Origin of the sequence: Jidongwangia harbinensis (assembly GCF_020216025.1) — a bacterium.
GTDB lineage: Bacteria > Actinomycetota > Actinomycetes > Mycobacteriales > Micromonosporaceae > Actinoplanes > Actinoplanes harbinensis.
In genome coordinates this window covers 201,832-219,613 of record NZ_JAIWNC010000019.1, presented here as the reverse complement: position 1 = coordinate 219,613, position 17,782 = coordinate 201,832, and the positions used below count along the sequence as shown (strand labels likewise).

Sequence of the window (17,782 nt, the reverse complement as noted above, 5' to 3'; positions counted from 1 at the left end):
ACCCGCCTCGTCGATCAGGTCGATCGCCTTGTCCGGCAGGAACCGGTCCGAGATGTACCGGTCGGCCAACGTCGCCGCCGCCACCAGCGCGGCATCGGTGATGCTGATCCGGTGGTGCGCCTCGTACCGGTCGCGCAGGCCCTTGAGGATCTCGATGGTGTGGGCCAGGGACGGCTCACCCACCTGGATCGGCTGGAAGCGGCGCTCGAGCGCGGCGTCCTTCTCCAGGTGCTTGCGGTATTCGTCCAGGGTCGTGGCGCCGATGGTCTGCAGCTCGCCACGAGCCAACATGGGCTTGAGGATGGAGGCGGCGTCGATCGCGCCCTCGGCGGCACCCGCACCCACCAGGGTGTGGATCTCGTCGATGAACAGGATGATGTCGCCGCGGGTGCGGATCTCCTTGAGCACCTTCTTCAGGCGCTCCTCGAAGTCACCGCGGTAGCGGGAGCCGGCGACCAGCGCACCGAGGTCGAGCGTGTAGAGCTGCTTGTCCTTCAGCGTCTCGGGCACCTCGCCCTTGACGATGGACTGCGACAGCCCCTCGACGACCGCGGTCTTGCCGACCCCGGGCTCACCGATGAGGACCGGGTTGTTCTTGGTGCGGCGGGACAGCACCTGCATGACCCGCTCGATTTCCTTCTCCCGGCCGATGACCGGGTCGAGCTTGCCCTCCCGGGCGGCCTGCGTCAGGTTGCGTCCGAACTGGTCGAGCACCAGCGACGTCGAGGGCGCGGCCTCGCCGGCGGCGGCGCCGGCCGCGGCCGGCTCCTTGCCCTGGTAGCCCGAGAGCAGCTGGATGACCTGCTGGCGGACCCGGTTGAGGTCGGCGCCGAGCTTGACCAGCACCTGGGCGGCGACGCCCTCGCCCTCCCGGATCAGCCCGAGCAGGATGTGCTCCGTGCCGATGTAGTTGTGGCCCAGCTGCAACGCCTCACGCAGCGACAGCTCCAGCACCTTCTTGGCGCGCGGGGTGAACGGGATGTGCCCGCTCGGCGCCTGCTGACCCTGGCCGATGATCTCTTCAACCTGCTGCCGGACCCCCTCGAGGGAGATGCCGAGGCTCTCCAGAGCCTTCGCGGCAACGCCTTCGCCCTCGTGGATCAGGCCGAGCAGGATGTGCTCTGTCCCGATGTAGTTGTGGTTGAGCATCCGGGCCTCTTCTTGGGCCAGGACGACAACCCGTCGCGCTCGGTCGGTGAACCGCTCGAACATGCCCTCGTGCTCCTCACGTGCCGTGCGCCAATGGTGTGGCGGGGCCAGCGCACGGGCATCGGTGATACCCGTGCTGTAACTCTATCGCCGCCGGGTGACTCTGCTGGGGCCTCGTGGCCCTTCGAGGCGCTCAACGACGTTGTTTTAGCCAACTTCGCACGCTCAGAGCCTGTTCCCACACCCGAACGTGTACGCGGACAGCGAAATCGCCCGTACGTCACGGACGCCGTCCGCTCGGTCCGGGACGAGCCGGCACCGGCCGTCCACAGCCTGTGGACAACGCTGTCCACCCCTGTGGATAACCGTACGCAAGCCGGACGAAGAACGAGCGAAAAGCAGCGGGGTGGGGGGGGGCCCCCGCCCCCCCCCCCCCCCCCCCCCCCCCCCCCACCGCCCCCCCACCGCGGGGGGCGCGGGCCCCCCCCCCCCCCCCCCCCCCGCTCCAGCACCGCCCGGCTCAGCGGCCGGGCCCCTTGGCGTGGAACTCGTCCACGATCTCCTGCGGGATGCGACCCCGGTCGGAGATCTCCTTGCCCGACTTCTTGGCCCACTCCCGGATCGCCTTGTTCTGCTCCCGGTCCGCCGTCGCACCGCCACGGCCGCGGGCCGCGCGGCCACCGACCACGACGCCGCCGCGCGCAACCTTCGATCCGGCGGCGACGTACGGCGCGAAGATGTCGCGCAATTTCTTGGCGTTCGCGTCCGACAGGTCGATCTCGTACTGAATGCCGTCGAGGGCGAACTTGACGGTCTCCTCGGCGTCACCTCCGTCGAGGTCGTCAACCAGCTTGTGAATGATCTGCTTCGCCACGCGCCGTAATCCCTCCGAGCACCAGGTTCTCGCGACTTTCCCATGAACAATAACGCCCGGCCTGCGCCGCCCGTCAATGGGACCGCCTCATTCCCGGGAATTGGGGCAGTGGCGCTACTCGGGACGCACCAACGGGAAGAGGATCGTTTCCCGAATCCCCAGGCCGGTCAACGCCATCAACAGCCGGTCGATTCCCATTCCCATCCCACCGGCCGGGGGCATTCCGTACTCCATGGCGCGGAGGAAATCTTCGTCCAGGACCATCGCCTCGGCGTCGCCGCCGGCACCCAGCCGCGCCTGGGCCACCAGGCGCTCGCGCTGCACCACCGGGTCGACCAGTTCGGAATAGGCGGTACCGAGTTCGAAACCGCGGACGTAGAGGTCCCACTTCTCGGTGAGGCCGGGGATCTCCCGGTGGGCGCGGGTGAGCGGCGTCGTCTCCTCCGGATAGTCCCGGACGAACGTCGGCGCCTGCAGGCCGGGGACGACCAGGTGTTCGAAGAGTTCCTCGGCGAGCTTGCCCGGTCCCCACTTGGGATCCACAGAAAGATCATGCTTTTCCGCGAATCGTTGCAGTTGCGCCAGATCGGTACGGACCGTTACTTCTTCCCCCAACGCGTCGGACAGCGACCCGAACAACGTGACCGAACGCCACTCCCCGCTCAGGTCCAGTTCCGTACCGTCATAATGGGTGACCACGTGGGAGCCGGACACCGCCTCGGCGGCCTCCTGAATCCACTCCTGAACCTGGGTCTGCATCACGTTGTAGTCGGCATAGGCCTGATACGCCTCGAGCATGGCGAACTCCGGAGAGTGCGTGGAGTCCATGCCCTCATTGCGGAAGTTCCGGTTGATCTCGAACACGCGCTCGATCCCACCGACCACGGCCCGCTTCAAGAAAAGTTCCGGAGCGATCCGCAGGTATAGATCTATATCCAGTGCGTTGCTGTGCGTAACAAATGGCCGGGCCGTGGCGCCGCCGTGCAGAAGCTGCAACATTGGCGTTTCGACTTCCAGGTAATTCCGGCGGAAGAGTGACTCGCGGAGGCTGCGCACCACGGTGGCCCGGGTCCGGACGGTCTCCCGGGCCTGCGGGCGCACGATCAGGTCGACGTAGCGCTGGCGTACCCGGGTCTCCTCGCTCAGCGGCTTGTGCGCCACCGGGAGCGGGCGCAGCGCCTTGGCGCTCATCGTCCAGGAGCCGGCCAGCACGGACAGCTCGCCGCGCCGGCTGGTGATCACCTCGCCGGTGACCCCGACCAGGTCACCCAGGTCGACCCGGCGCTTCCAGTCCTCGAGCGCCTCGGCGCCGACCCGGTCCAGCGAGAGCATGGCCTGCAGCTCGGTGCCGTCGCCGTCGCGCAGGGTGGCGAAGCACAACTTGCCACCGTTGCGGATGAAGATCACCCGCCCGGTGACCGAGGCCTGGTCGCCGGACGCGGTGTCGGTGGGCAGATCTGCGTACTTCGCACGCACCTCGGCCAGGGTGGCGGTGCGGGGCACGTGGACCGGGTAGGGCGGCACACCCTCGGCCAGCATCCGGTCCCGCTTCGACCGGCGGACCCGCATCTGCTCGGGGAGGTCCTCGGCGGGGTCGGGCACGGGCTGGTTCTGCTCGGACACGGTAGGACTCTCTGTCGGCAACGGAAAGAATCCTGAAAAGCCTACTCAGCGCCCTGCCGCCGACGAAAACGGATAAGCAGCTCAGGTAAGAACCTGCGTGGGTTTCCGCCGCGGGTGGGCTCAGACGTTGCGCTCGTAGACCATCCGCAGACCGATCAGGGTGATCATGGGCTCGTGCGCGGTGATCGTCCGGCACTCGTCCTTGACCAGCCCGGCCAGGCCGCCGGTGGCGATCACCGCCTTGACCGAGCCGAGCTCCTCGATCATCCGTTCGACGATCCGGTCGACCTGGCCGGCGAAGCCGAAGTACATGCCGGACTGCAGACACTCCACCGTGTTCTTGCCGATGACCGACCGTGGCGCCGCCGGCTCGACCTTGCGCAGCTGCGCGGCCCGGGCCGCCAGCGCGTCGAACGAGATCTCGATGCCCGGCGCGAACGCCCCGCCGAGGAACTCACCCCGGGCACTGATCACGTCGAAGTTCGTGGTGGTGCCGAAGTCGACCACGATCGACGGTCCGCCGTAGAGCGCGTGCGCGGCCAGCGTGTTCACCACGCGGTCCGCGCCGACCTCCTTCGGGTTGTCGATGGCCAGCTGCACCCCGGTCTTGACGCCCGGCTCGACCACCACGTTCGGCAGGTCGCCGTAGTAGCGGCCGAGCATGGTGCGCAGCGAGCGCAGCGCCGCCGGCACGGTGGAGCAGGCCGCCACGCCGGTGATCTCCACGGCGTCGCCGGCCAGCAGCCCCCGGAACATCAACCCCAACTCGTCGGCGGTGGACCGGGCGTCGGTCTTGATCCGCCAGTTGTGCACCAGTTTGTCGCCGTCGAAGGTCGCCAGGACGGTGTTGGTGTTCCCGATATCGATGCAGAGCAGCACGGTCAAAGACTAGTCGGGTACGCGGAGGTCCAGCGCGATGTCGAGGATCGGTGACGAGTGGGTGAGACCGCCCACCGACAGGTAGTCGACCCCGGTGGCGGCGTACCGGGCCGCGGTGTCCAGCGTGAGGTTCCCGGTCGCCTCCAACTCGGCCCGGCCGCCGACCGCCACGACCACCTCGCGCAGCAGGTCCGGGCTCATGTTGTCGCAGAGCAGGAAGCCGGCACCGGCCACGACCGCCTCCTCGGCCTCGGCCACCGTGGTGACCTCGACCTGCACCGGCACGTCCGGGAACACCTCCCGCACCCGCCGGTACGCCGCGGTGATGCTGCCGGCGGCCAGCTTGTGGTTGTCCTTGATCATGGCCACGTCGTACAGGCCCATGCGCTTGTTCGTCCCGCCGCCGGCACGGACCGCGTACTTCTCCAGGATCCGCAGGCCCGGGGTGGTCTTCCGGGTGTCCAGCACGGTGGCCTTCGTGCCGGCCAGCGCGTCCGCCCAGCGCCGGGTGTGGGTGGCCACCCCGGACATCCGGCAGAGCAGGTTCAGCGCGGTGCGCTCGGCGGTCAGCAGCGCCCGGGTCGGGCCGGAGACCACCGCGAGCACGTCGCCCCGGAGCACCCGGGCACCCTCCTCGACGCACTGCTCGAAGACCGCCGTCCCGCCGGAGGTGGCGGCGAAGACCTGGGCCGCCACCGGAAGCCCGGCCACCACGCCGGGCGCCCGGGCGACCAGCTCGGCCGTGTCGGTCCGGTCGGCGCGGATGGTCGCCTCGCTGGTGACGTCGCGCGGCGGGTCGCCGAGATCCTCACCCAGCGCGGTGTAGACGATCCGTTGCACCTCGGCCAGGTCAAGCGAAGCGGTCATGCCGATCCCCCCTCGGCATGCCAGCCGGTCATGCCCATCCCGCCTTCGGCATGCCCTCCTGGCCCTTGCTTCGCTGCGGTGCAGTCGGTCATGCCATCTCCTCGAACGTCTGGGTCAGGGTGCCGCGGGCGTCGATGCCGTTCAGCAGGTGGCCGCGCCACTCGTCGGCCGCCGTCGGATGGTCCTCGCGCCAGTGGCAGCCGCGGGTCTCCCGCCGGGCCGACGCGGACGCCACCAGCGCGGCCGACACGGTCAGCAGGTTGGTCGCCTCCCAGGCCGCGTTGTGCGGGGTGGTCCGCTGCCCGCCGAGACGGGTCAGCGCCGACGCGGTGTCCGCCAGCGTGTCGGCGGACCGCAGCACCCCGGCGCCTCCGGTCATCGCCCGCTGCAGGTCCGCCCGGATCTCCGGCGCCACCACCCACGCCGGCAGGTCGGGCGCCCGGGTCGCCGGGTCGGCCTGCGGCGGCAGGTCCCGGGCCACGTCGTCGGCGATCCGCCGGGCGAACACCAGGCCCTCCAGCAGCGAGTTGCTGGCCAGCCGGTTGGCGCCGTGCACGCCGGTGCAGGCCACCTCGCCGCAGGCGTACAGGCCGGGGATCGAGGTCTGGCCGTGCAGATCGGTGCGGACGCCGCCGGAGGCGTAGTGGGCCGCCGGGGCGACCGGAATCAGGTCGGTCGCCGGGTCCACGCCGGCCGCCCGGGTGGACGCCACGATCGTCGGGAACCGGTGCTCCAGGAAGTCCCCGCCCAGGTGGCGGGCGTCCAGGTAGACGTGGTCGGTGCCGCTCGCGCGCAGCACCCGGTGGATGCCCTTGGCCACCACGTCCCGCGGCGCCAGCTCGGCCAGTTCGTGCTGCCCCACCATGAACCGCTTGCCGGCGTCGTCCACCAGGTGCGCGCCCTCGCCGCGGAGCGCCTCGGAGATCAACGGCCGCTGCACCGAACTGAGGTCGGCGGTGACGAACGAGGTGGGGTGGAACTGGACGAACTCCACGTCGGTGACGGCGGCACCGGCCCGCAGGGCGAGCGCGACACCGTCGCCGGTGGAGACCGCCGGGTTGGTGGTGGACGCGTACACCTGGCCCATGCCGCCGGTGGCCAGCACCACCGCGCGGGCCAGGATGGCGCCGACGCCGTCCGCCGTACCCTCCCCCAGCACGTGCAGCGTGATGCCGCAGGCACGGCCGTCGGCGGCGCGCAGCAGATCGAGCACCAGCGCGTGCTCCACCAGCCGGATCCACGGGTCCCGCCGCACCGACTGGTGCAGCGCCCGCTGCACCTCCGCACCGGTGGCGTCGCCGCCGGCGTGCACGATGCGGTCCGCGCGGTGGCCGCCCTCGCGGGTCAGCATCAGCGACCCGTCCGGGTTGCGGTCGAACGCGGCGCCCCGCCGGATCAGCTCGCGCACCCGGGCCGGGCCCTCCTCGACCAGCACCCGCACCGCCGCCGGGTCGCACAGGCCCACGCCGGCGATCTCGGTGTCGAACGCGTGCGCCTCCGGCGTGTCCAGCGGGTCCAGCACCGCGGCGATGCCGCCCTGCGCCCACCGGGTCGACCCGTCATCGATGTTGACCTTGGTAACCACGGTGACGTGCAGGCCCGCCTCCCGCAGGTACAGCGCCGCGGTCAGGCCGGCCACGCCGGAACCGACCACCAGCACGTCGGTGGTCTCGGTCCACCCGGGTGCACCGGCGGCGAGCCGGCGCGGTAGCACCGGGAGGTCCACGGGAAGCGACATGCGCCCAGTCAACATCGCCGCCGGGCCGGGATCGAGGCGGGGGCGGCAGAAGTGCGCACCGTTACTTGAACTGGACCGGCAGCGCCTGCACGCCCTTGCCCTTCAGCGACGAGGTGAGGGTGGCGGCGTCCACCCACAGGTAGCAGCGCACGCCCCGGTCGCCGAGCGCCCAGACGTCCGCGCCGCCGGGCAGCGACACCACCCCGGTGCGGAACTGCAGGTCGGCGTCGTTGGGTACGTCCACGTACGCGGCGATCAGGTTGCGACAGCCGGCGTGGAACGGTCCCCACTCCTTGTCCTGCGTCGGGTACGGCAGGTCGTCCGCGTACCAGATCCCGACGAACTCGGCGTTGTGCCCGGCCGCGCACGGCGTGGCCGGCATCGTGGTGATCGCCCCGGCCGCGTCCATCTCGATCGCGTAGCAGGCCAGCCGCAGCGGCGAGGTCCGGTCCCGCAGCGCGTCCCGCAGGCTGCCGACCCGCATCACCAGGCCGCCGTCGTCCTCGATCGTGCTGATCTCCAGCACCTCGCACCGGAACCACCGGGCGCCGCCGGTCCAGGCCGCCGCGGTCGGCCGGGTCACGCCCACCCACAGCCGGGCGGTACGCCACTGGCCGCCCACGTACGCCGTGGTCTTCTGGTCGCAGGTCCGGTACGCCTCACGCGCGCCCGCCGAACCGTCGGCCGGAGGCGCGTCGGCCTCCGCCGCGGGATCCGGATATCGGCCCACGTACACCGTCTCGGTCCGGTGTTTGAGCTTGCAGTCGATCTCCTCGTAGGTGCCCCGTGGCCCCGCCGCGGCGAAGTTGGCCAGGTGGCAGGTCCCGGTCTCGGGCACGAACCCGGTGGGGGCCGCGATCGGGGTCCAGTCGTTCGTCAGGTCGCCGTCGACGCCGCGCGGATTGCCGCACCCGGCGAGCAGGACCAGCGCGATCGACATGGCCGAGATGCCCAGACGGGTACGCAGCCGAAGTCGCATGAACGCGTGCCTCCCGAGCGCCGCCAGTGTCCGGTTTGTCGATCATATGGCAATCGACCCCGTTCACGGCGGCGTTCCGGTCAGGCGCCGCGGATCAGCTCCCCCGCCATGCCGGGAACCGCACCGGCCAGGTCCGCGTCCAGCTCGATGATCCGGTTGGCGGCGTCGACGTGCACCACCCGCGGCTGGTACGACCGGGCCTCGGCGTCGTCCATCTGCCCGTACGAGATCAGAATGACCAGGTCACCCGGGTGCACGAGATGCGCCGCGGCGCCGTTGATGCCGATCACGCCGCTGCCCCGGGCCCCCGCGATCACGTACGTCTCGAGCCGCGCCCCGTTCGTCACGTCCACGATCGCGACCTGCTCGCCGGGCAGCAGATCCGCCGCGTCCAGCAGGTCGGGGTCCACGGTGACCGAGCCGACGTAGTGCAGATCGGCCTGCGTCACGGTGGCCCGGTGGATCTTCGACTTGAGCATCGTGCGGAGCATCAGACGCCTTTCAGCTGCAGCGGTACGTTGTCCAGGAGCCGGGTGGTGCCGATCCGGGCGGCCACCAGCAGCCGCGCCGGACCGGACCGGGGCGCCGGCCCCAGATCCGGATCGGTGAGGGCGAGATAGTCGACCGGGACACCGGACAGCACCGACTCCGCCGCCGCCAGCGCCCCGGCCGCGGTGTCCCGCTCGGCGCCCGCCCGCAGCGCCCGGGACAACACCAGCGCGGCCTGCCGGTGCTCCGCGGAGAGGTACCGGTTACGACTGGACAGCGCCAGTCCGTCCGGCTCGCGCACGGTCGGCACCCCGCGTACCCCGACCGGGATCTCCAGGTCCCGCACCATCCGCTTGATCAGCGCCAGCTGCTGGTAGTCCTTCTCCCCGAAGAACGCCACGTCCGCCGCGGTGAGCAGGAAGAGCTTGCAGACCACGGTGAGTACGCCGGAGAAGTGACCGGGCCGCACCGCACCCTCCAGGACGTCACCGAGCGGTCCCGGGTCGACCCGCACCACCGGCTCGCCGCCCGGATACATCTCGGGCCGGTCCGGCGCGAACACCAGGTCGGCCCGCTCCGCCCGGCACGCCGCCAGATCGCTGTCCAGCGTGCGCGGGTACCGGTCGAAGTCCTCGCCCGGCCCGAACTGCAACGGATTCACGAAGATCGTCACCAGCACGTGGTCGGCGTGCCGCCGGGCCGCCCGGATCAGCTCGCGGTGGCCCTCGTGCAGGGCACCCATGGTCATCACCACCGCGACCGTGCCGGGCAGCGCCTTGCGGGCCGCGGCCAGGTCGCCCCGGGTGTGCACCAGCTCAATGGTCACGGCCGGCCCCCGTTCAGGTCGGCCCGGGTGTGCACCAGCTCAACGGTCACGGCCGGCCCCCGTGCAGGTTGGCCCGGGTGTGCACCAGCTCGATGCTCACGGCCGGCCCCCATGTACCGCGTGTGCGGCCTGCGCCAGCACGTCCAGCAACAGTTCGGCGTCCCGCGGGCGCAGACGCCCGGACGCGATGGCCCGGTCCGCGGTGCGCCGGGCCAGGGCAAGATACGCGGGTACGACCTCCGCCGGCATCCGGTCCAGATGCTTGCCCACGGTGCCCGCGTCCCCCCGCGACACCGGCCCGGTGAGCGCCGCGTCGCCGAGCCGCAGCGCGTTGTCCAGCGCCGCGTGCAGGAGCGGGGACAGCACCGCCTCCGGCCGCTCCACTCCCGCGGCGCGAAGCAGATCGGCCGCCTCGTTCACGAGCGTGACCAGGTGGTTGGCGCCGTGGGCCAGCGCCGAGTGGTACCGCGGGCGGTCCCGTTCCGCGATCCACTCCGGGACGCCGCCCAGGTCGGTGACCAGCCGGGCGGCGAGCGCCCGCAACTCCGGCGGGGCGGTCAGCCCGAACGCGGTCCCCGGCAGCCGGTCCAGGTCGGCCGCGGTCCCGGTGAAGGTCATGGCCGGGTGCAGCGCGAACCCCGGCACCCCGCCCAGCACAGCCAGGCCGTGCGCGCCCGAGGTGTGCGCGACCACCTGCCCCGGCCGCAGCGCCCCGGTCCGGGCCAGCCCGTCCACCACGGCGCCGAGGACGTCGTCCGGGACGGCGAGCAGGAGAAGATCGGTGCCGGCGCGGGCGACCTCGTCGGCGGGCCGCACGACGGCGGCGGGCAGGAGGAGGGCGGCGCGCTCCAGCGAAGCGGAGGAGACCGCCGCGGCGGCGACCACCCGGTGACCGGCGGCGCCGAACGCGGCACCCAGCACGGCCCCGACGCGTCCCGCGCCGATCACACCGACAACCAGCGGGTACGCAGGCTGCACTGCGCTCATAGAAAGATCCAGTCCTCGAGGGGTACCGGCCACCGCAAGTATGGCCCCCGCAACACTCCCGAAACACCCCCTGTGAACAACGGCACCCCACCACCGGCTGCGATCCCCGCCCGCCCCTCTGCCGCCTTGTGGTGCCCGGCTTGTCAGCGTGAAGCGGCTTTTTCCCAGTTGGCGAGGTCCAAGATCGGCGAGTGGGGCGGTGTGGTCGGCCTCTGCGTGGTCAGGGGCGGATTCGGTTGGTGCTCCTGAGGCGCCGGTTGGGGCGTTGGGGCTCTGGGGCTTCTGCGGCGTGTGGAGTTACGGACAGCTCCATGGCCCAACTCCGCACACCAGTAACCGCGCTTCTGCGCGAGTGGAACTACGCACAGCTCCACGCCCCCACCCCACACACCACCAACCACGCTTCTGCGCGAGTGGAACTACGCACAGCTCCACGCCCCAACCCCACACACCACCAACCACGCTTCTGCGCGAGTAGAACTACCAGCCCGACGGGAGTGGAACTACGGACAGCTCCCCGCCAGCCGCCCATGTGGGGGGGTCGGCTGGAGGGCGTGCGCCGTTGGGGTCGAGTCGTGGACGCGGCCGTCGGCAGGGCGGCCGTCGGGGTGGGCGGGGCGGCTAGCGTGGCGGGGTGGCGGCTGTCGGGTGGCGCGAGGCGATGCGGGACGGGCTGTATGCCGACGGGGGGTTCTTCGCGGGCGGCGAGGTCGGGCCGGCGGGGCACTTTCGGACCAGCGTGCACGCGTCGCCGCTGTTCGCCGGTGCGCTGTTGCGGCTGATCGATCGGGTCGACGCGGCGCTCGGCCGTCCGGAACGGATCGACGTGGTGGACGTCGGAGCGGGGCGGGGCGAGCTGTTGACCGCGCTGCGCGCCGGGCTCGGGACCGAACGGCACCGGTTCACCGCGGTGGAGGTGGGGCCGCGGCCGGCCGGGCTGCCCGTGGACATCGGATGGGAACGGGCGGTTCCGGAGCCGGTGGTCGGGGTGCTGCTGGCCACCGAGTGGCTGGACAACGTACCGCTGGACGTGGCTGAGGTGGACGACCGCGGCGACGTGCGGCGGGTGCTGGTCGATCCGGCGACCGGGGTCGAGTCGCTCGGCGGGCCGGTGGATGCGGCGGACCGGATGTGGCTGGCCCGGTGGTGGCCGCAGATTTTCGCGGGGGTCGCGGGGGCGCGGGCCGAGGTGGGCTGGACCCGGGACGTGGCGTGGGCGGACGCGGTGTCGACGGTCCGGCGGGGCGCGGCGCTCGCCGTCGACTACGGACACCTGCAGGCTGCCCGGCCGCCGCTCGGCAGCCTCACCGGGTATCGGGCGGGCCGGCAGGTCGAGCCCGTCCCGGACGGGACCTGCGATGTGACCGCGCACGTGGCGATGGACGCGGCGGCGTGGGCGGCCGGGACGGCGTACTCCCTGATCGGCCAGCGGGAGGCGCTCCACGCGCTCGGGGTCGACGGCGCCCGGCCACCGCTGGATCTGGCGCGCAGCGACCCGGCGGCCTATCTGCGGGCGCTGGGCTCGGCCGGCGCCGCCGCCGAACTCACCGATCCGGCCGGCCTGGGCGGGCACTGGTGGCTGCTGCACACGGTCGGCGTTCCGCCGCTGCTGGGCGACCGCGCCCCGGCGGACCGGCGTGGGACGATGCACGGGTGAGCGATCTGCGGGAGATGACGGTCGGCACCGGTGCCGGTCTCGACACGGCCGACATGGTGCTCAACATCGGGCCGCAGCATCCGTCCACGCACGGCGTCCTGCGACTGAAGCTGACCCTCGACGGCGAGCGCGTGGTCGCGTGCGAGCCGATCGTCGGGTACATGCACCGGGGCGCGGAGAAGCTGTTCGAGGTCCGTGACTACCGGCAGATCATCATGCTGGCGAACCGGCACGACTGGCTGTCCGCGTTCGCCAACGAGTTGGGCGTGGTGCTCGCCGTCGAACGGCTGATGGGCATCGAGGTGCCGGAGCGTGCGGTCTGGCTGCGGATGGCCCTGGCCGAGCTGAACCGGGTGCTGAACCATCTGATGTTCCTCGGGTCGTACCCGCTGGAGATCGGGGCCATCACTCCGATGTTCTACGCGTTCCGGGAGCGCGAGACGTTGCAGGCGGTCATGGAGGAGGTCTCCGGTGGCCGCATCCACTACATGTTCAACCGGGTCGGCGGCCTCAAGGAGGAGGTGCCGGCCGGCTGGACCCGCCGCGCCCGCGAGGCGATCGCGCTGGTCCGCAAGCGGCTGCCGGACCTGGACCGGTTGATCCGGCGCAACGACATCTTCCTGGCCCGTACGGTCGGCGTCGGCGTGCTGACCGCGGAGCAGGCGGCCGCGTACGGCGCGTCCGGACCGGTCGCCCGGGCCAGCGGTCTGGACATCGACCTGCGGCGCGACGAACCGTACCTGGCGTACGACCAGTTGGATGTGCCGGTGGTGACGCGGACCGCCGGTGACTGCCACTCCCGGTTCGAGGTGCTGCTGGAGCAGGTGTACGTATCGCTGGACCTGGCCGAGGAATGCCTGGACCGGGTGGACCGGATCGGCGGGCCGGTGAACGTACGACTGCCCAAGGTGGTCAAGGCGCCGGAGGGCCACACCTACGCGTGGACCGAGAACCCGCTCGGCATCAACGGGTACTACCTGGTGTCGCGTGGCGAGAAGACCCCGTGGCGACTGAAGTTGCGGACCGCCTCCTACGCGAACGTGCAGGCCCTCGCCACGCTCATCCCGGGCTGCCTGGTGCCGGACCTGATCGCGATCCTGGGCTCGATGTTCTTCGTGGTCGGCGACGTCGACAAGTAGGTCACCACCGGCCGGGCGGGCTCTCCGCCGACCGCCAGTCGTACTGGTCGGCGAGCGGGTCGGGCTGGTCGTAGCGGCCCTCCACGCCGTACCCGCCGTAGTCCCGGTCGTCCGGGCCGCCGCCGTACGAGGGTTCGTCCTCGTCACGATGCCGGCGACCGCGGTACCCCGCGTGGCGGCCGGTTCCGCGGCCGTCGTCGTGGCCGGCGTCGTCCGGGGACCAGGGTGGAGTGGCGGCGGACTGGTCGGGTGCGGGTTCGGCTCGGTTGCTTCCGTAGCTGACCGGTGTCGGGGGCGGGACGGCAGCGGAGGCGGACGCGGACGCGGACCGCCGGGGAATCGGAGCGGACTGCGGGGGAACCGACGCGGACGCGGACGTGGACTGACGGGGAGCGGACGCGGACGGGCGGGCCGCGGACACGGGCTGGCGGGGAATGGACGCGGACTGGCGGGGAATCGACGCGGAGGCCCGGCCGACCGGGGCCTGTGGCGGCGCCGGGCGTGGGTGCCGGGACGGAACGCCGGGGGTGCCGCGGCCCGGCGTGTCCGGCCAGCCGGGCGCGGAGGCCACCACGCGGGCACGTCCGCCGGCCACCTTCATCGGTGCCGCGCGGCCGACGGGCGCGGGGCGTTGGTCCGGCCAGCCGCCGGTCGCATGCCCGGGCTCCGGCCAGCCGGCGCCCGCATCGTCCGACTCCGACCAGCCGGCGGCCACGTCACCCGACTCCGACCAGCCAGGCCCCGCACCCGACTCCGACCAGCCAGGCCCCGCACCACCCGACTCCGACCAACCCGCAGCCGCGTCACCCCGCCCGGACCAGCCGGCGCCCGAGGCGCCCGAGGCGCCCGCGTCGTCCGCGTCTGACCAACCGGTGGCCGCGTCACGCGACCGCGACCAGCCGGTGCCCGCATCACCCGGCTCCGGCCAATCCGCGGCCCCGTCACCTCGCCCGGACCAGCCCACGGCAGGATCATCCGACTCCGCCCAGCCCGCAGCCGCGTCATCGCGCTCCGCCCAGCCCGCAGCCGCGTCATCGCGCTCCGCCCAGCCCGCAGCCGCGTCATCGCGCTCCGCCCAGCCGGCGGCCGCATCATCGCGCTCCGCCCAGCCGGCGGCCGCATCATCGCGCTCCGCCCAGCCGGCGGCCGCATCATCGCGCTCCGGCCAGCCGGCGGCCGCATCATCGCGCTCCGGCCAGCCGGCGGCCGCATCATCGGACTCGGGCCAGCTGGTGGTTGCCGGGACCGGCTCGGCCCAGCCCGCCTCGACCGGATCGGCCTCCGGCTGCCCGGTCAGGGACGATCTGCCGGTGTTGTATTCGCCGCGGGACCTGGCTGCCGGAAAGGCGGCCGGAGCCTGAACGGCCGCGACCGCACGCCCGGCCGCGGCACGGGCTGGTTCGGGCCGGCCGACCGAAGCACGAGCCGATTCAGGCTGGCCGACCGAAGCACGAGCCGATTCAGGCTGGCCGACCGAAGCACGAGCCGATTCAGGCTGGCCGATCGAAGCACGAGCCGGCTCCGGCCGGACCGGCGCCACGGCCTGCCGGCGGCTGACTTCCTCCTGCAGCGCCTGCACCCGGTGGTGCGTCGCCCGGGCGGCCGCCGCGATCTCGCCGCGCATCTCCTCGCGCAGTGCGTCGACCTCGGCCGCGACCCGGTCCTCGACGTCCATCCGCAGCAGCACCGGGTCGCTGCGGATCAGCATCGAGGCGCCGATCAGCACCACGCAGACGGCGATCAGCAGCACCGCGAAACGGATCGAGCCGTTACTGCCGCCGATCAGTACGACCAGCGCCGCGATCGGCGCCAGACCGGCACCGGTCCAGACGAGGGCGCGCAACAGGCGAGCGCTGTGCCCCTGCCCGCCGTGCCCGTTCTCGGCATCCCGGTCCGACATGGTCGCAGATGCTACCGATATGACCCTGGTGCACGAAACGGGCGGCGCCGGGCATCTTTTCGTCGGATGCCCGGCGCCGCGCCGCGTCAGCCCGCGGCCAGCACGCCGTCCGAACTGAAGACCAGACCGACGCTGATGGTGCCCTGCTTGAGGGCGGTCTGGGTGAGCGGACCGCCGGCGTCCAGCGAGGTGAACCGGCCCGGCTGGAAGTTGTAGGTCGAGGACAGGCCCTGCTGGCACTTGGGGCGCTGCGGGCACTCCGGCGGGCCGCCCAGCACGGTTTCCGCCCCGGAGCACTTGGCGCCGAGGTCGGACAGCGTCTTCACCGAGTACTTGTCGGCGAACGCGGTGGTGGTGGCGAAGGCGTTCTGGTCCTGCGCGGCGGACGGCGTGCCGAACACCAGGCCGACCTTGTCACCGAGCGCCTTGAGGTTGGTCATCGTGACGTTGAGCTCGGGCGACGACGGGTCCTCGGTGCTGCCCTTGTTCACCTTGCCGTTGAGGAAGGTGGCGAGCGTGGCGGCGTACTCCGGGACCACGTCGATCTCGCCCTTCTCCAGGGCCGGCTCGTACAGCTCGCGGTTGCCGATCTGCTGCACCTTGACGGTGTATCCGGCCGCGGTCAGGGCGATCCCGTACAGCTCGCCGAGCGTGGCGTTCTCCGGGAAGTTGGCGGCGCCGACGGTGATCTCGCCGCCGGGGCCCTTCGCGATGCCGGCGGTCAGGTTGTTCGCCGTGGCGAACTCCTGCGCCGCCGCCTTGGAGGTCTTGCGGTCGATGACCACCGCCTTGTTGAGCGCGATCAGCTTGGTGGTGTCGAGTGCCGCGGACACCTTGTCGAGCGCGGCCACCAGTTGCGGGCTGGACGCCTTCTTGTTGATCGCCGGCACCACGTTGTCGGTGTTCTGCAGCTGCTTGTCGTCGGTGAGCACCACCAGCGTGTCGCCCGCCACCGGGGCGCAGCCGGCGCCCGCGGCGGAGCTGGCCGGGGCCTCGGTGCCGGAGGAGCCGGCGTCACCGCAGCCGGTGAGAATAACCGCGCCGGCGAGCAGGCTGCCGGCGGTCATGAGCAGATTTCGACGCATACTGCCGCCTTCTGTGTCCCGGCGCGGCCAAGGTGGCCGCGCCGCGTGTCCGACGGGCAGTCGGAGGCCGATGCCCGTGTCTTCCCTGCCAGGTCTACCCGGCAGGTGTGACAACTTTCCAGGGTGGGCGGGCGCCGTTATGCAGTCGGGACCACCGACGGTGTCGCGCGGCGCCCACGGGCGCGCAGCGCACGCGGTGTGACCAGGCGTTGTAGGCCGGCCAGCAGGGCTTCGACGAGAAGTGCGAGGAGCGCCACAGCGATGCCTCCGGCGACGATCTGACCGCCCCCGCCGTTGCTCATCCCGACCCCGAAGCCGGCTCGGATGATCTCCCCGAGCCCGCCGCCGTTGACGAACGTGGCCAGTGCCGCGGTCGCCACCACCTGCACCGCGGCGGTACGCAGCCCGGCCGCCAGGTAGGGCACGGCCAGCGGCAGTTCGACCCGGCGCAGCAACTGCCCGCCGGAGAGGCCCATGCCGCGGGCGGCGTCCCGGGTCTCCGGATCGATCTGCCGCAGCCCGGTGTACGCGTTCGCCAGCAGCGGCGGCACGGCGAACACGGCCAGCGCCACCACCACCGGCGGCCGGCCGAAACCGAGCGGGGTCAGCGGCAGGATGGTGAGCATGGCCAGCGTCGGGATCGCCAGGGTCAGGTTGGCCAGCGTGACCACCACGCCGCCGCCCCGGCCGCGGTGCCCCATCCAGATGCCCAGCGGCCAGCCGACCAGGCAGCCCAGCAGCACCGCCCACGCGCTGATCGCCAGGTGCTCGGACAGCCGGTCCAGCAGGCCGCCGGGATTGGTCCAGTTCAGCGGGTCGTTGAACCAGACGAGCCCTTCGGAGAAGTAGTTCATGAGCGCCGCACCCGGGTCCACGGGGTGAGCAGGCGCCCGACCCCGGCCAACAGAAGATCCAGGATCAGCGCCAGGCCGACGCAGAGGATCGTCCCGGTGACGATCTGCGCCTTGAAGAAGTTGCTGGCGAAACCGCCCAGGATCAGGTCGCCGAGCCCGCCCTTGCCGATCAGCGCGCCGACCGTGACCAGCGCCACCGTGGAGACCGTGGCGAGGCGCAGCCCGGTGAGGATGCCCGGCAGCGCCAGCGGCAGTTCAATTCGCAGGAGCCGGCCGACCCGGCCGTACCCCATGCCGGTTGCCGCATCGCGGACCTCGGCCGGGACCTGGGTGAGGCCGGCCAGCGCGTTGCGGACCAGGACCAGCAGCGCGTAGAGCACCAGGGCGATGAGCACCGAGGTGGAACTGGTGGTGCCGACCGCCGGGGCCAGCAGCGCGAGCAACGCCAGCGACGGGATCGTGTACAGAATCCCGGAGAGTGCGAGAATCGGCCCGGTCAGCGGTTTGATCCAGTACGCCAGCACACTGAGCGGCAGCGCGACCAGCAGAGCGATGAGAACGCTCCGCGCGGTCAGGTCGGCGTGGAAACGGAGTGCGGAGAGAATCGCGTCGGCGTTGTCCTGGACGTAACGCCAGGAGAACCACGGATTTCCCGGCCCGTCATCGGCGGGTGCGGCCACGGCGGCGAAGCCACGGCCCCCGGCGAGGTCACCGCCCCAGGACAGGAAGGACATAC

16 protein-coding genes are annotated in these 17,782 nt (G+C 72.0%); 2 read left to right on the top strand and 14 right to left on the bottom strand.

Features of this window, described 5'->3' with window-relative positions:
* The 10 genes from LDL48_RS23935 to LDL48_RS23890 form a co-directional block, all read right to left on the bottom strand.
* Nucleotides 1-1,212, bottom strand: a 1,212-nt coding sequence (locus LDL48_RS23935; protein WP_225257441.1) for a Clp protease N-terminal domain-containing protein, incomplete at its 3' end; no start/stop codon positions are given.
* Nucleotides 1,213-1,669: 457 nt separating this feature from the next.
* On the bottom strand, nt 1,670-2,023 hold the full coding sequence (locus tag LDL48_RS23930) for a histone-like nucleoid-structuring protein Lsr2 (RefSeq protein ID WP_225257440.1): 354 nt from the start codon (nt 2,021-2,023) through the stop codon (nt 1,670-1,672).
* Nucleotides 2,024-2,137: 114 nt separating this feature from the next.
* Nucleotides 2,138-3,646, bottom strand: coding sequence for a lysine--tRNA ligase (gene lysS / locus LDL48_RS23925; RefSeq protein ID WP_225257439.1), 1,509 nt, complete (start codon nt 3,644-3,646; stop codon nt 2,138-2,140).
* Nucleotides 3,647-3,766: 120 nt separating this feature from the next.
* A complete protein-coding gene (locus LDL48_RS23920; protein WP_225257438.1) occupies nt 3,767-4,525 on the bottom strand; it encodes a type III pantothenate kinase in 759 nt (252 codons plus the stop codon).
* Between the two features lie 9 nt (nt 4,526-4,534).
* On the bottom strand, nt 4,535-5,392 hold the full coding sequence (gene nadC / locus LDL48_RS23915; protein WP_225257437.1) for a carboxylating nicotinate-nucleotide diphosphorylase: 858 nt from the start codon (nt 5,390-5,392) through the stop codon (nt 4,535-4,537).
* Between the two features lie 88 nt (nt 5,393-5,480).
* Nucleotides 5,481-7,130, bottom strand: coding sequence for an L-aspartate oxidase (locus LDL48_RS23910; protein WP_225257436.1), 1,650 nt, complete (start codon nt 7,128-7,130; stop codon nt 5,481-5,483).
* 61 nt (nt 7,131-7,191) lie between these two features.
* Complete coding sequence (locus LDL48_RS23905) at nt 7,192-8,109, bottom strand: septum formation family protein (RefSeq protein ID WP_225257435.1); 918 nt, start codon at nt 8,107-8,109, stop codon at nt 7,192-7,194.
* An 80-nt stretch (nt 8,110-8,189) separates the two neighbouring features.
* Nucleotides 8,190-8,600 carry an aspartate 1-decarboxylase gene (gene panD, locus LDL48_RS23900; protein ID WP_225257434.1) on the bottom strand — a complete coding sequence of 137 codons (411 nt, stop codon included), beginning with the start codon at nt 8,598-8,600 and terminating at the stop codon, nt 8,190-8,192.
* Nucleotides 8,600-9,424, bottom strand: a complete 825-nt coding sequence (gene panC, locus LDL48_RS23895; RefSeq protein WP_225257433.1) for a pantoate--beta-alanine ligase — start codon at nt 9,422-9,424, stop codon at nt 8,600-8,602. The genes panD and panC overlap by 1 nt, the downstream gene beginning before the upstream one ends.
* 96 nt (nt 9,425-9,520) lie before the next feature.
* Nucleotides 9,521-10,411, bottom strand: coding sequence for a Rossmann-like and DUF2520 domain-containing protein (locus tag LDL48_RS23890; protein WP_225257432.1), 891 nt, complete (start codon nt 10,409-10,411; stop codon nt 9,521-9,523).
* 661 nt (nt 10,412-11,072) lie between these two features.
* On the opposite strand from LDL48_RS23890, the gene LDL48_RS23885 reads away from it, so the two are divergent.
* Both LDL48_RS23885 and LDL48_RS23880 read left to right on the top strand, forming a co-directional pair.
* Nucleotides 11,073-12,068 carry an SAM-dependent methyltransferase gene (locus tag LDL48_RS23885; RefSeq protein ID WP_225257455.1) on the top strand — a complete coding sequence of 332 codons (996 nt, stop codon included), beginning with the start codon at nt 11,073-11,075 and terminating at the stop codon, nt 12,066-12,068.
* 14 nt (nt 12,069-12,082) lie between these two features.
* Nucleotides 12,083-13,207 (top strand): NADH-quinone oxidoreductase subunit D, encoded by a 1,125-nt coding sequence (locus tag LDL48_RS23880; protein WP_225257454.1) that lies wholly within the window; start codon nt 12,083-12,085, stop codon nt 13,205-13,207.
* Between the two features lies 1 nt (nt 13,208).
* On the opposite strand, the gene LDL48_RS23875 is transcribed toward LDL48_RS23880, so the two are convergent.
* The 4 genes from LDL48_RS23875 to LDL48_RS23860 form a co-directional block, all read right to left on the bottom strand.
* Nucleotides 13,209-15,107, bottom strand: coding sequence for a hypothetical protein (locus LDL48_RS23875; RefSeq protein ID WP_225257431.1), 1,899 nt, complete (start codon nt 15,105-15,107; stop codon nt 13,209-13,211).
* A gap of 86 nt (nt 15,108-15,193) precedes the next feature.
* On the bottom strand, nt 15,194-16,192 hold the full coding sequence (locus tag LDL48_RS23870; RefSeq protein WP_225257430.1) for a glycine betaine ABC transporter substrate-binding protein: 999 nt from the start codon (nt 16,190-16,192) through the stop codon (nt 15,194-15,196).
* Between the two features lie 137 nt (nt 16,193-16,329).
* Entirely contained in the window at nt 16,330-17,046 is a 717-nt protein-coding gene (locus LDL48_RS23865; protein WP_225257429.1) for an ABC transporter permease, read from the bottom strand.
* Nucleotides 17,043-17,780: an ABC transporter permease gene (locus LDL48_RS23860; RefSeq protein WP_225257428.1), complete on the bottom strand. Its 738-nt coding sequence runs from the start codon at nt 17,778-17,780 to the stop codon at nt 17,043-17,045. Before LDL48_RS23860 ends, LDL48_RS23865 begins: the two co-directional genes overlap by 4 nt.
* Nucleotides 17,781-17,782 lie beyond the last annotated feature (2 nt).

What these genes read in the sequence shown, in the direction of transcription:
- nadC (WP_225257437.1), bottom strand. Translation starts at nt 5,392, where the DNA reads ATGACCGCTTCGCTTGACCTGGCCGAGGTGCAACGGATCGTCTACACC.
- LDL48_RS23910 (WP_225257436.1), bottom strand. Translation starts at nt 7,130, where the DNA reads ATGTCGCTTCCCGTGGACCTCCCGGTGCTACCGCGCCGGCTCGCCGCC.
- LDL48_RS23905 (WP_225257435.1), bottom strand. Translation starts at nt 8,109, where the DNA reads ATGCGACTTCGGCTGCGTACCCGTCTGGGCATCTCGGCCATGTCGATC.
- panD (WP_225257434.1), bottom strand. Translation starts at nt 8,600, where the DNA reads ATGCTCCGCACGATGCTCAAGTCGAAGATCCACCGGGCCACCGTGACG.
- LDL48_RS23890 (WP_225257432.1), bottom strand. Translation starts at nt 10,411, where the DNA reads ATGAGCGCAGTGCAGCCTGCGTACCCGCTGGTTGTCGGTGTGATCGGC.
- LDL48_RS23885 (WP_225257455.1), top strand. Translation starts at nt 11,073, where the DNA reads ATGCGGGACGGGCTGTATGCCGACGGGGGGTTCTTCGCGGGCGGCGAG.
- LDL48_RS23880 (WP_225257454.1), top strand. Translation starts at nt 12,083, where the DNA reads ATGACGGTCGGCACCGGTGCCGGTCTCGACACGGCCGACATGGTGCTC.
- LDL48_RS23875 (WP_225257431.1), bottom strand. Translation starts at nt 15,107, where the DNA reads ATGTCGGACCGGGATGCCGAGAACGGGCACGGCGGGCAGGGGCACAGC.
- LDL48_RS23870 (WP_225257430.1), bottom strand. Translation starts at nt 16,192, where the DNA reads ATGCGTCGAAATCTGCTCATGACCGCCGGCAGCCTGCTCGCCGGCGCG.
- LDL48_RS23865 (WP_225257429.1), bottom strand. Translation starts at nt 17,046, where the DNA reads ATGAACTACTTCTCCGAAGGGCTCGTCTGGTTCAACGACCCGCTGAAC.
- LDL48_RS23860 (WP_225257428.1), bottom strand. Translation starts at nt 17,780, where the DNA reads ATGTCCTTCCTGTCCTGGGGCGGTGACCTCGCCGGGGGCCGTGGCTTC.